At 41.0% G+C, this 12,857-nt stretch carries 9 protein-coding genes; 5 read left to right on the top strand and 4 right to left on the bottom strand.

From position 1 onward, the window contains the following. Positions 1-9: 9 nt before the first annotated feature. Together AB9K32_RS14555 and AB9K32_RS14550 are read right to left on the bottom strand one after the other, a co-directional pair. The gene (locus AB9K32_RS14555; RefSeq protein ID WP_252080883.1) at positions 10-1,437 is read right to left on the bottom strand and encodes a flotillin family protein; all 1,428 of its coding nucleotides are present in this window, start codon (positions 1,435-1,437) and stop codon (positions 10-12) included. A gap of 7 nt (positions 1,438-1,444) precedes the next feature. After that, positions 1,445-2,020 carry a hypothetical protein gene (locus AB9K32_RS14550; protein ID WP_369885581.1) on the bottom strand — a complete coding sequence of 192 codons (576 nt, stop codon included), beginning with the start codon at positions 2,018-2,020 and terminating at the stop codon, positions 1,445-1,447. Between the two features lie 383 nt (positions 2,021-2,403). Between AB9K32_RS14550 and AB9K32_RS14545 the strand changes: the two genes are divergently transcribed. After that, entirely contained in the window at positions 2,404-3,903 is a 1,500-nt protein-coding gene (locus AB9K32_RS14545) for an ArnT family glycosyltransferase (RefSeq protein ID WP_369885580.1), read from the top strand. A 16-nt stretch (positions 3,904-3,919) separates the two neighbouring features. On the opposite strand, the gene AB9K32_RS14540 is transcribed toward AB9K32_RS14545, so the two are convergent. Further along, positions 3,920-4,306 carry a DUF2007 domain-containing protein gene (locus tag AB9K32_RS14540; protein ID WP_369885578.1) on the bottom strand — a complete coding sequence of 129 codons (387 nt, stop codon included), beginning with the start codon at positions 4,304-4,306 and terminating at the stop codon, positions 3,920-3,922. 150 nt (positions 4,307-4,456) lie between these two features. Between AB9K32_RS14540 and AB9K32_RS14535 the strand changes: the two genes are divergently transcribed. Beyond that, positions 4,457-6,256 carry a M61 family metallopeptidase gene (locus AB9K32_RS14535; protein ID WP_369885576.1) on the top strand — a complete coding sequence of 600 codons (1,800 nt, stop codon included), beginning with the start codon at positions 4,457-4,459 and terminating at the stop codon, positions 6,254-6,256. Between the two features lie 51 nt (positions 6,257-6,307). Here the strand turns inward: AB9K32_RS14535 and AB9K32_RS14530 are convergent, their stop codons facing one another. Then, on the bottom strand, positions 6,308-6,916 hold the full coding sequence (locus tag AB9K32_RS14530) for a superoxide dismutase (protein WP_224836070.1): 609 nt from the start codon (positions 6,914-6,916) through the stop codon (positions 6,308-6,310). Positions 6,917-7,037: 121 nt separating this feature from the next. On the opposite strand from AB9K32_RS14530, the gene AB9K32_RS14525 reads away from it, so the two are divergent. The 3 genes from AB9K32_RS14525 (at position 7,038) to AB9K32_RS14515 (ending at position 12,847) form a co-directional block, all read left to right on the top strand. Next, a complete protein-coding gene (locus tag AB9K32_RS14525; protein ID WP_369885575.1) occupies positions 7,038-10,157 on the top strand; it encodes a UvrD-helicase domain-containing protein in 3,120 nt (1,039 codons plus the stop codon). 14 nt (positions 10,158-10,171) lie between these two features. Then, positions 10,172-11,365 carry a glycine C-acetyltransferase gene (kbl, locus tag AB9K32_RS14520; RefSeq protein ID WP_224836068.1) on the top strand — a complete coding sequence of 398 codons (1,194 nt, stop codon included), beginning with the start codon at positions 10,172-10,174 and terminating at the stop codon, positions 11,363-11,365. Between the two features lie 123 nt (positions 11,366-11,488). After that, positions 11,489-12,847: an OmpA family protein gene (locus tag AB9K32_RS14515; RefSeq protein WP_224836067.1), complete on the top strand. Its 1,359-nt coding sequence runs from the start codon at positions 11,489-11,491 to the stop codon at positions 12,845-12,847. Positions 12,848-12,857 lie beyond the last annotated feature (10 nt).

Genomic DNA, 12,857 nt, shown 5'->3' with positions numbered 1-12,857 from the left:
TTGTCTGTTTTATGCACTTTCTGAAGATTCCGGCTTGTCCAAGTCCTCTTTAGAGTTTTTCCCGGCAACCTTATCTTTTCCTTTTAAATATTCTGGCAATTCCATCCCTGCCATGTTGAACATTTCTTGTAAAGGCGGTACAGATTTGTACATGCCTGAAATAAAGTTTGCCGTAGAATTCTTACCGTCTTCACTATTGCCAGAATCCCAAACAGTGACCTTATCTATCTTGATATTTTTAATGGCCTCGGCTTGTTTTTCAACAAGTTCCGGAAGTTTGTCCGCAATTAATAAAAGTACTGCATCCTTTGGGTTGTCTCCTGCTGCCTGAACGATTTTGTCCAGACCTTCTGCTTGTTTGGTAAGTACCTCAAATATACCCTTGGCCTCTGCCTGGGCTTTAAAAAGTATTGCATCTGCCTCTCCTTTTGCTCTTCTACGAATCATTTCGGCCTCAGCTTCCGCTTCAATTTCTACCTTTTGTTTGTCTATTTGTGCTGGTACGACAATATCTGCCATTTGGGAGCTTCTTTCGCGCTCTGCCCTAGCCATTTCCGCATCTTTCTCTGCCGCATAAGACTCTTCCAATGCTTTTGCCGCCTGTACCTTTTCTGCTGCGATCGCTGTGCGTTCCGCTTCTGCTTCGCGCTGTCTTCGTAAGGAATCTGAATTGGCAACATCAATTTTAGCAACGTTTTCCCCTTCTACCGCTTTGGCATTGGCAGCAGCTACCTGGGTACGCTCATCTTGTTTGGCATTGGCCTCACCAATAGAACCATCCCTGTTCTTTTCTGCTACGGATTTCCTTGCCGCATTTATGGCATGTGCGGCGGCTTCTTTACCCAACGCTTCAATGTAGCCAGATTCGTCTACAATATCGGTGATATTAACGTTGATCAGTTTTAACCCAACCTTCTTCAGTTCCGATTCAACACTTTGAGAAATATTGGTCAGAAATTTATCCCTGTCGGCATTGATTTCTTCAATATCCATGGAAGCAACGACCAATCGCAATTGACCAAATATGATTTCCTTGGCCAATTCCTGAACTTCTTGCATACCAAGTCCTAAAAGCCGTTCAGCAGCATTTTGCATAATTCCCGGCTCTGTAGAAATACCAATAGTAAACCGAGAAGGTACATTAACCCGGATATTTTGTCGACTTAGTGCATTGGTAAGATCAACTTCGATAGAAATTGGTGTTAAATCCAAGAATTCATAGTCTTGGATTACCGGCCATACAAATGCGGCCCCACCATGAATACATTTTGCAGAATTACCTGTACCTACTTTTCCGTAGACTACAAGAATACGGTCAGATGGACATCTTTTATAACGCCTTATAAAAGAGATTATAATAATAAAGAAAAAGAGGATGGCGAAGCCTATGGCCAGTAAGGTAGCCCCTCCGCCCATTTGTAATGGTAGTGTTAGCATAGTAGTTTTATTTATTTAAAAGATTAACGATCAAAATCCCAGTGTCTGTTACCTCATGTACTTTTACCACATTGCCCTGTACCAGGTCTTGGTCTTCATCGGTCAAAGCTTGTAGTTCGCGCAGTGTCCCCTGAACATTTACGGAAACTTTGCCGATTCGAGTTCGATTAGCTCCAATGGTTAGGTACACTTCTCCTATTTGATTTACCGCATTGGAGAGTTTTAGCGTGCCACTGCTCTGCAATTTTGCCAAATAGTAGAATAGGGAAGCCATGGCAAGCATCATTAATAATCCGCACACCACAGAAATGAAGACTGTGAGTCCGGTGGACACCCCATTATCAATACAGGCAATTCCAGACCAACCGAAAATGGTAAAGAAGCCCATTAAGTTTTTAAAGGATAGAAATTGAAAATCAATTCCAGTATCCGCCTCAATGTCTGTATCCACATCCCCCAGATCATCTACATCGCCTCCGATCAAGGTTATTATTACAAGGACCAAAAGGATTGCCGAACCAGCAATGGCAACAATCCAATAGACTTTCTCAAACACAGTCAAAGCTGCAAACCAATTTTCCATGGTATTAAAATTTAAAGTTGGTTATAGGTGTTAAGATACTACTTTGAATCGATATTTTGGTAGGATCAAAGTTATCCAGCGGAAGGTAATATGGACTCTGCATTTTTACGAGATCTCGCAGCGTTTACCATAACGTTTCATTCTTTTTGGGAAATGCTTCGTAAGTTTCGAACGCAATCGGACAGGCCCAAGGTGTTCAAGAATAAAAAACAAATATTTCGGGGCCAAGAGGGCCTGTAGCTCCAAAAACATGATCTGTTCTACTTTCCAATTATATGTAGTTACAAATCAAATTATGTTACAAATTACTTTTCAATAATTTTTCAAATGCAAAGAAACTATCAAACCATCCAAATTTATATATATTGCACAGAAGATAACCAATGGCCCAACTGCTCAACTCCATCGTGTTTCAAAAAAATGCTTCTTTAAGGTATCATAGCTTAGACTGGAAAACTGTCTTATTTATTTTGGCGCTATTGGCCATATGTATTCGGTTCCCCTTCTTTTTTAGGGATTATATAGATCGCGACGAGAGTACTTTTATCTTAATGGGCCAATCGTGGGTCGATGGTCATTTGCCGTACACCCGTCTTTGGGACCTTAAACCTCCCATTACATTTTTATACTTTGCCCTGATCATAAAGCTTTTTGGCAAGAGCTTTATCGCAATACGCTTGTTTGGTTCCTTACTTGTTGCCCTTACAGCCTTGTTCACCTACGGTATAGCGACAAACATTACTTCTAGAAAAGTTGCTTTTTGGACAGCGGTTTTCTGTGTTTTTTTTCAAAGCTTGTTCGGTAGTCTTCAAGGTGTAATGTCCGAACATATCAGTATTCTGTTCTTTGTAATGGGTGTTTATCTTCTTTTTCGCAAAGAGAGTTGGGTTTCCTATCTGGCCATCGGGAGCCTAATTTCCCTTTCCGTACTATCCAAGTTGAACATGGTGTATCCTGCCTTATTTTTGGGATTGTTTTTAATATGGGAGGGACAAAAAACAAAACAATTGTCCCTACGGATCCGGCAATTATCATGTATGGTGATTGGGGCGGTGCTTATCGGTATTCTTACAATATTGCCCTATTATTTCCAGAACGAAATTCATGTGTGCTGGCAATCTATAATTGAGGCACCATTGGCCTATTCTGGAGGAAAACTACATTCTACCTTAAAAACATTGCCGTTTGTATTGGTGGTTTTGGGAATTTTAATAACCCTTTCAGTTCTTAAAATAATAGATTGGAAGGATACAAAACTCCAACTTTTAATGGTAATTACCCTGTCCATTTTATTGTCCTTTGTTCAGGCTGGAAAAGTGAACGGGCATTATTTGATCCAATTATATCCCTTTATTTTGATCCTTTTAGGCATTGCCTTCTCCAAACTTCCAACCATTCAAAAAAAATATAGGCCCCTAATTGCCATCTTGCTGATCTTAATCCCAATGGAATCGTATTTGGAGTATGGGAATATTATTTCCAACAAAATAGAAAAGGGCACATTTTTTAATGGTGAAGGTATAGAAGTACCCCAATACATAAATGATCATAAATTGGATGCCGAGAACATTTTTTTTACGGAATATCACATAGGGTATTGGCTGTTGAATACGGAACCCCCCACAAAAGCAGCGACCCACCCAAGTAATATAACCCGCGAAGAAATGTTTCCGTTTATGGAAAATCCCAGAAACACAGGAATGCAAGAACTCCGATATATTATGGAGGTTGTCCGGCCTAAAACTTTGGTTGCCAGAAAAGGAAAAAAGATATTCGACAAGAAATTGGTCGAATACAACACCTACATAGATGCTTATCTAGAAGATCATTACAATTTGGAAGCTACTGTTGGCAGAGGCCTAATTTATAAACGCTTAGAATAATTCCATTCACCAATGCTCAGCGAGAAGGCCTCGTAATAAAGTTGCACTGCATGCATTGGTACTTTCTGGGTTCAAAAAATGGAAACAGCTTATAGAAAACATTGCTTCTAGAGTAATAAATTTCTGATTTGGCAGCTTTACAATTGGGACAGACCACTGGGTTTCCCAACCTATCGGTAGCGTAACTCCGGATATCATCAAAAATTTCCTTGGCCCGTTCCCTATCGCTCGAATATACCTGAAGCTTAACCCCGCCCAGAGCGGCACTTATCAGAGGGTCAGAATTAATGGTAGCTTCGTCCCTCAAAAAAACAGGAATCCCCTCTGCTTCCAACTTTCCTTTAATTACTATGGCATCGGCAGGAAATTCAAAGGTTCCCAATGTGTAAAATTCTGTTTTCATGCTTCTGTCGATTTACTGAATAATTGTAATGCTGGTCTTCTTTTGATATGATGATCCATATAAAATTATTGGGAAAAATTAGCCACTCCACAAATGTAGTACTTACGTTGATTAAACTGTATCTTAGTCAATCTTAAACCTTTACCAAAAATGAAAATTACACTTTCTTTTTTATTGCTATTCTCGGTTCTATTACTAAACGCACAGACCAATACCTATCAAATTTCTTTCGAGAACGCCGAACATCATGAAGCAATTATTGAAGCCTCTTTTCCCGATCTAACTTCGGACACCGTTGAGTTCCGGATGAGCAGGACTTCTCCCGGGAGGTATGCCCTACATGAATTTGCCAAAAACGTATATGGCTTTAAAGCCACGGACGGTAAAGGAAACGCTTTGACGGTTACCAGACCTAACCCCTATGCTTGGAAAGTTAGCGGACACGACGGAACCATCAACATAAAATACGTTTTGTTTGCCAATAGAGGGGGCGGCACTTACTCCCAAGTGGACGAAACACATGCGCACCTGAATATCCCTGCGACTTTTATGTTTGCCCCAACATTGGAGGACCGACGCATCGAGGTAACTTTTAATGTCCGAGAAGACTTAGGTTGGAAGGTCGCTACGCAACTTCCATTGGTTTCGGGAACTACCTACTCGGCACCAGACCTTTATTATTTTATGGACAGCCCTGCGGAAATCAGCAATTATATGCTTCGCTCGTTTAAATTGGATGGAAAGACCATCAGTCTTGCATTGCATCACAATGGCACGGAAGAAGAAGCCGATGAGTATTTTGAAAAGATAAAGAAAATAGTCTTGGCGGAGAAAGAAGTTTATGACGAATTGCCCGATTTTGATTATGGAAGCTATACCTTTTTGGCCTGCTATATCCCAAATGCCTCTGGTGATGGCATGGAGCATAGGAACTCTACCATTTTAACAAGCACGCGCAGTTTGGCGAACGGTGGAATGGAGCACAACATTGGAACAGTATCCCACGAATTTTTTCACGCTTGGAACGTGGAGCGTATACGTCCTAAAGCTTTGGAACCTTTTAACTTTGAAGAAGCCAATATGAGCGGTGCACTTTGGTTTGCTGAAGGGTTTACCAGTTATTATACCAACTTGATTCTTTGTAGAGCCGGTTTAATAACGCCCGCAGTATATGTGGAAGGTTTGGCCGGAACGTTCAATTATGTTTGGAACTCTCCCGCACGGCAATTTTTCAACCCCATTGAAATGAGCTTCCAAGCCCCTTTTGTGGACGCAGCCACCTCCGTAGATCCGGTAAACCGCGAAAACATGTTTATTTCTTACTACTCCTACGGTAGTGTTTTGGGTTTGGCATTAGATCTATCTCTACGCGAAAAAGGATTGAACTTGGATGATTATATGAAGTCGATCTGGAAAAAATATGGCAAACCCGAAATTCCATATACCATTCAAAACCTACATGATGCCTTAAAAAAATACGCAGGAAATACTTTTGGTGACGATTTCTTCAATAATTACATCTATAAAAGTGAAATGCCCGACTATAAAAAACTTATGGAGTACGTTGGCGTTGTATTGGAGCAACCCGAAACCTATCCCTATTTTGGTGCATATGTTTCCATGTTGCCCGATAGATCCGGCTATAAGATTCTCAGAAACACAAAAATTGGCAGTCCTGCCTACCAAGCCGGTCTAGACAATGGGGATGTAGTTCTTAGTATAAATGATAAACCCTTTACCGAAGACCAATCTTTTGAGGATTACCTCGACCATTTCAGTATAGGAGAGCCTTTACTGGTAACATTCGCGAGGTACGGAGAGGAAAAAACTACAGAAATGGTTTTGACCCCAAGTCCGGATTATATATTTAGTTTGATGGAGGATAAAGAGCAACAACCATCAAAAAAAATGCTTGAGCAAAGAAAGGAATGGCTTACCATTAAGTTATAATAAAAAAAGCCGCTCCAATGGAACGGCTTTTTCAATAATAAAATTATGCTCTTACTTGTTGGCAGCGTAATTTTCTGCAACCTTATCCCAATTGATTACATTAAAAAATGCATCGATGTATTCTGGTCGCTTGTTCTGATAGTTCAAATAATATGCATGCTCCCAAACGTCCAATCCTAAAATTGGTTGTGCTTCGCAAGTTACTCCGGGCATTAGCGGATTATCTTGGTTTGGAGTTGAGCAAACTTCCAACTTGCCACCTTTGTGCACACACAACCAAGCCCAGCCCGACCCAAATTGGGTAGCGGCAGCGGCCGAGAATTTTTCTTTAAAAGCATCGAAAGAACCAAAAGCATCATCTATGGCAGAAGCCAATTCTCCAGATGGAGCTCCTCCACCGTTTGGGGACATTACTTCCCAAAAAAGACTGTGGTTAAAAAATCCGCCACCATTGTTTCTGACCGCGGCATTGGACATGTCCAAATTGGACAAAATGTCCTCGATTCCTTTTCCGTCCATATCTGTTCCTTCGATGGCAGCATTCAACTTAGTGGTGTAGCCATTGTGGTGCTTGGTATGGTGGATTTCCATGGTCCTTGCATCTATATGGGGTTCCAATGCATCGTATGCATACGGTAACTTAGGTAGTTCAAAAGCCATAATATTCTGTTTTTTTAGGTTATTACTTTATTTAGGTAAAAATACAAGTTTTAACATTTATATTCCGCTAAAACCATGTTAACATCAAGCTGGGAATCCTTATTTTGCAAGAAAAATACACTTGGACGGCTCCAATTTTAAAATATACAGTGCATCTGCAGGTTCGGGCAAAACATATGCCCTTGCCAAAACCTACCTAAAATTATTGCTTTCCAACGATTCCGCCATAAAATTCCGTCAAATCTTGGCCATTACCTTTACCAATAAGGCAGTTGACGAAATGAAATCCAGGATTTTGGACAACCTTTTTGCTTTCGGACAAGATGTTGTACCAGAAAAACAGAACGGTCTGTTCTGGGCCATTTGCAACGAACTTTCACTGTCCGAACAACAATTACGGCAAAGGTCGCAACTCATTTTAAAGCGTATTCTCCACAACTACTCTTTTTTTGAGATTTCCACGATAGATAAGTTTAACCATAAGATCATAAAGACCTTTGCAAGAGACCTTCATCTATCACAAAATTTTGAAGTGGAACTCAACACGGACGTCCTATTGGAAGAAGCTGTTGGCAGATTATTAGAGCGCGCCGGGAACGACGAGAACCTTACAGAGGTCTTGATTTCCTTTTCGCTCGAAAAAATTGATGATGATAAAAGTTGGGACATTACCTACGATTTAATAGAAATTGGAAAGCTGCTGTTTCAAGAAAACCATGCCGAACATGTGGAACCATTGCGTGAAAAATCGATCAATGATTTTAAGGAAATCCAAAAACGGATAGCAACTGAGAGCAAGGCCATCGAGGAAAAAGTAAAACAGCTCGCTCAAAATGTGCTGCACGAGATCGATAATCAAGGGTTTGATCCTTCTGATTTTCCCAGACAAACCTTGCCCAATCATTTTAAAAGAATAACCCAGGGTGAATTTAATCCCGGTAAAATATATACCAGTAAAAGCTTGGAGCCCAATCTGGTTGAAGGAAAATTACTCAAAGCAAACGACAAAAGGGATGTCACCAATTTGGCCATTATTGTTTTACAACATTATTTGGAACTAAAACAACTCATCTATCGGCGCAGTTTTCTCCAAAACATTTATGGCAACATAGTGCCCATGACGGTCCTGAACGAAATCGCCAAGGAAATCAAGAACATAGAACTAGATCGTGACATTGTGCCAATTTCGTCTTTGAACGCAATTCTCTCCAAAGAAATCAAAAACCAACCTGTACCTTTTATTTATGAGCGGATGGGCGAAAAATACCGCCATTATTTTATAGATGAGTTCCAGGATACCTCCAAAATGCAATGGGAAAATTTGGTGCCGTTAATTGGCAATGCCCTGGAAAGTGAGGATGAAAAACAAGAACGGGGATCCCTTTTTTTGGTGGGCGATGTAAAACAGGCCATTTATCGCTGGCGAGGCGGCAGGGCGGAACAGTTCCTGAACCTGATCAATGGAAAATCGCACCCATTTGTTGTGGAACCAAGTGTGCGTTCGTTGGATACGAATTGGCGCAGTTTTGACGAGATCGTCAACTTTAACAATAGCTTTTTTACAGAAATGGCTCCTGTGCTTGCCAATGAAGATTATCGAAACCTCTTTTTGAACGACTCTCATCAAAAAACGAACAACAAGCTCGGTGGCTACGTTCAAATAAGCTTTTTGGACAAGGACGAGAAGGACAAAGATCACGTTTATTGTAATGAGACCTTAAAATATATTCAACACATTATTTCGGAAGAATATGCTTATTCCGACATCTGTGTGCTGGTCCGCGATAACAAAAAGGGCATGTTGTTAGCGGATCATTTGGCGCAACACAAAATCCCTATTATTTCTTCGGATGCTCTATTATTGGCCAATAATGAAAAAGTGAGGTTTTTGATATCCGTTCTTCGAATTTTTGAAAACCTAAAAGACCGAGAAGCAGCATACCATATATTAAGGTATCTATCCCCTGATCAATATAGTGCCCACGAGTTTATTTCCGGACATTTGGAAAATATAGCGGTATTCTTGGCATCCCAATATAGTTTTAACCTTGTTGATTTAAAAGGACAACCCGTACTCACCATATTGGAAACCGCAATTGTACATTTTGAGCTTTACCAAGGTTCCGTTGCGCACATTTCTTTTTTAATGGACGAAGTGCTCGATCTTGAAAAAAGGGAAGGACCCAGCGTGTATGCCTTCCTTAATTATTGGGAAGTAAAAAAAGAATCCCTGTCCATAGCTGCTCCAGATGGAGTGGATGCTGTAAAAATAATGACCATCCACAAAGCCAAAGGACTAGAATTTCCTTTTGTGATTTTTCCATTTGCCAGTGCGGCATTGATCAAAAGGGACAAAAAGTCGTGGGTTGCCGCCACTCCTCAAGAAGACAAGATAGGCCTGAATGAGTTTCTTTTGAACACCAAAAGCGATATGCTGGAGTACAACCCGGTAACACAAGCAAAGTATTTGGAAGTAGAACAAAAGTCCTTGTTGGATGCAATGAATGTCCTTTATGTGGCCCTTACCCGCCCCGTAAAAGGATTGTTCGTAATTACAGAATCGGGCAAAAAAGAAATTGTTACTATCGAAGATGCATCCTCCTATCCAGATCTTTTTCAATGGTATGTTCAGCAAAAAAACCTATCTGAATCCGAGAAAGGTGTTTTTGCCATTGGTACATTTCCTGTAAACAATGAATCTTCTTCGACTTTAGAGTCAACCGAAAACTATATCCCATACCTTACGCGGCCCAAAGAAGATACCGGCTTTGCCATTTCCACCAAATCTGGCCGCATGTGGGACGATGAGCGTTTGGAAGCCATAGAAATGGGAAATGTGATACACTTTGTTCTAAGCAAAATCGAAACAGCAAAAGATATTGACCCGATTTTGGAACAGCTGGAAATCGAGGGGCATTTTCCCAAAGGAGCAACTGTCGACATCAAACAAAAAATAATGGCGGTGGTCAACCACCCAAAGTTAAAAGAGCTGTTCCTGGAAAACCATCAAATTTTAAACGAACAGGAAATTCTAACCACAGATGGTCGATCATTACGCCCGGACAGAATTGTACTGGATGGCAATAATGCCTACGTAATCGACTACAAAACCGGCAAACCAACTCCCAAACACAAAGAGCAGATTGCCAACTACGCAGATGTGTTGAGAGATATGGGCTATAACATCAAAGAATCTGTTATTGTTTATATTGACCAAGAAATAGACCCTATTTTTGTATAAAGCTAAATAAAGATATGTACGGAAAAATTAAAGAACATTTGACCAAAGAGCTGGAAGAAATCAAAGAAGCTGGCCTTTTTAAAAAAGAACGCATCATAACATCACCTCAAGGTGCTGTCATAAAAATTTCCACTGGTGAAGAGGTCATTAATTTTTGTGCGAACAACTATTTGGGGCTATCCTCCCACCCAGATGTGATCCAAGCCGCCAAAGATGCGATGGACACCCACGGCTTTGGAATGTCCTCGGTACGATTTATTTGCGGAACACAGGACATCCACAAAGAATTGGAACAGAAAATTGCCGATTTCTACGGTACCGAGGATACCATATTATATGCCGCCGCTTTTGATGCCAATGGAGGTGTTTTTGAACCCCTGCTCACGGCTGAGGATGCCATTATCTCCGATTCCTTGAACCATGCCTCCATTATAGACGGTGTTCGTTTATGCAAGGCAAAAAGATATCGATACGCCAATAATGATATGGCCGATCTAGAGGTACAACTAAAACAGAGCAAAGCAGATGGAGCCCGCTTTAAAATTATAGTCACCGATGGGGTTTTCTCCATGGACGGTCTAGTGGCCCCATTGGATAAAATTTGCGACCTCGCCGATAAATATGATGCCATGGTAATGATAGATGAATGCCACGCCGCTGGGTTCATTGGTGAAACAGGTCGGGGTACCTTGGAAGAAAAAGGCGTTATGGACCGAATTGATATTATAACAGGTACTTTGGGCAAAGCACTAGGTGGTGCCATGGGCGGTTATACCACAGGTAAAAAAGAAATCATTGAACTCCTGCGCCAGCGTTCCAGACCCTATCTGTTCTCCAATTCCCTGGCACCTGCCATCGTTGGAGCCTCCATTAAGGTTTTTGACATGTTAGACAAGGACACCACATTGCGCGATAAACTTCAGAGCAACACAGAATATTTTAAAAAAGGCATGAAGGAAGCCGGCTTTGACATTATCGACGGGGATTCCGCCATAGTGCCAGTTATGCTCTACGACGCCAAGCTCTCACAGAATATGGCAGACATGCTGTTGGATGAGGGCATATATGTTATTGGATTCTTCTATCCCGTAGTTCCCAAAGGCAAGGCAAGAATACGCGTACAACTATCGGCTGCTCACGAAAAAGAACATTTGGACCATGCCATAAAAGCATTTTCCAAGGTGGGAAAATCGTTAAAGGTCATCTAAATTCGACGAAATGCAATAAATCTTCTGGCAAATGAGTCAAAAAAAAAGAAATTTAGATTTTGTTAATAAGTCTTAACAACTTACATTTGCTGCTGATAAACACTTAAACTTAAAATTTTGAGCATGAAACATCTTAGCAAATTATTGGTTGTTGCTCTTGTATTTGTAGGGATCAACAGCATACAAGCGCAAGACGAAAATAATCCCTGGCAAGTAAGCATAGGGGTGAATGCAATAGACGCTTATCCTACTAACGATAGTAACAATCCATTTTCCAGTACTACGTTGTTCGATGAGTACTTTAACGTATCCGATCACTGGAATATTTTGCCTTCTGTATCTTATGTAGGTGTATCCAAATATGTTGGTGATGGATTTTCTGTTGGAGCCAGAGGTTCCTTGAACAGAATCGAGAAAATCGGAGACTTCGAAGTAGATGAGCTTTCTCACTATGCTATCGATGGTACTATCAAGTACAACATCCTTAAAAACACTACCATTGATCCTTTCGTTGAAATAGGTGGTGGTTATACTTGGATCGATGAAATCGGTGCCGGTACTGTAAACGGTGGTGTTGGTGTTAACTTGTGGTTCTCTGACAACCTTGGTTTAACGCTTCAAACACAATACAAGCATGCTTTCGAAGATTATTTGATTACACACTTCCAACACATGGCAGGTCTTAGCATCAAATTTGGTGGTACTGACACTGATGGTGACGGTATCTACGACAAAGACGATGCTTGCCCAGAAGTTGCTGGTCTAGAAGCCTTCAACGGATGTCCTGATTCTGACGGTGATGGTATCGAGGATGCTAAAGATGCATGTCCTAACGAAGCTGGATCTAAAGAAATGAACGGATGTCCTGACTCTGACGGTGATGGTGTTGCCGATAAAGATGATGCTTGTCCAAGCACTCCTGGTCTTCCTGCACTAGCTGGTTGTCCTGATGCTGACGGTGACGGTATCGCTGACAAAGACGATAAGTGTCCTAACGAAGCTGGTCCTGCTGCAAACGACGGATGCCCTTGGCCTGATACTGATGGAGATGGAGTTCTTGACAAAGATGATCAGTGTCCAGAAATCGCCGGTACTGTTGCTAACAACGGTTGCCCAGAAGTAACTGAAGAAGTACAAAAGCAGTTGAACGACTACGCTAGAACTATCTTGTTCGATACTGGTAAATCTTCTATTAAAGCAGAATCTACTTCTGTAATGGTTGACATTATCCAAATCTTGAACGAGTATCCTAATGCTAAGTTTACTGTAGAAGGTCATACTGATAGTGTAGGTAGCGAAAAATTGAACCAAAAACTTTCTGAAGAAAGAGCTAACTCTGTTAGAGATTTCTTGATCGACAAAGGTATCGCTGCTGATAGATTGACTGCCATCGGTTACGGTGAAGCTAAGCCAATCGCTACCAACAACACAAGAGCTGGTAGAGCACAAAACAGACGAGTTGAAATCAACTTGGTAAAATAATCAGAAACAA

Source organism: Allomuricauda sp. XS_ASV26 (assembly GCF_041224615.1).
In the GTDB taxonomy this organism is placed as follows: Bacteria; Bacteroidota; Bacteroidia; order Flavobacteriales; family Flavobacteriaceae; genus Flagellimonas; species Flagellimonas alginolytica.
The sequence above is the reverse complement of the archived record's forward strand: the minus strand, read 5'-3'. Positions and strand labels throughout refer to the sequence as shown.

Excerpts from the sequence above, each read along its gene's own strand:
- AB9K32_RS14545 (WP_369885580.1), top strand. The coding sequence starts at position 2,404 with ATGGCCCAACTGCTCAACTCCATCGTGTTTCAAAAAAATGCTTCTTTA.
- AB9K32_RS14530 (WP_224836070.1), bottom strand. The coding sequence starts at position 6,916 with ATGGCTTTTGAACTACCTAAGTTACCGTATGCATACGATGCATTGGAA.
- kbl (WP_224836068.1), top strand. The coding sequence starts at position 10,172 with ATGTACGGAAAAATTAAAGAACATTTGACCAAAGAGCTGGAAGAAATC.
- AB9K32_RS14535 (WP_369885576.1), top strand. The coding sequence starts at position 4,457 with ATGAAAATTACACTTTCTTTTTTATTGCTATTCTCGGTTCTATTACTA.
- AB9K32_RS14515 (WP_224836067.1), top strand. The coding sequence starts at position 11,489 with ATGAAACATCTTAGCAAATTATTGGTTGTTGCTCTTGTATTTGTAGGG.
- AB9K32_RS14555 (WP_252080883.1), bottom strand. The coding sequence starts at position 1,437 with ATGCTAACACTACCATTACAAATGGGCGGAGGGGCTACCTTACTGGCC.
- AB9K32_RS14540 (WP_369885578.1), bottom strand. The coding sequence starts at position 4,306 with ATGAAAACAGAATTTTACACATTGGGAACCTTTGAATTTCCTGCCGAT.
- AB9K32_RS14550 (WP_369885581.1), bottom strand. The coding sequence starts at position 2,020 with ATGGAAAATTGGTTTGCAGCTTTGACTGTGTTTGAGAAAGTCTATTGG.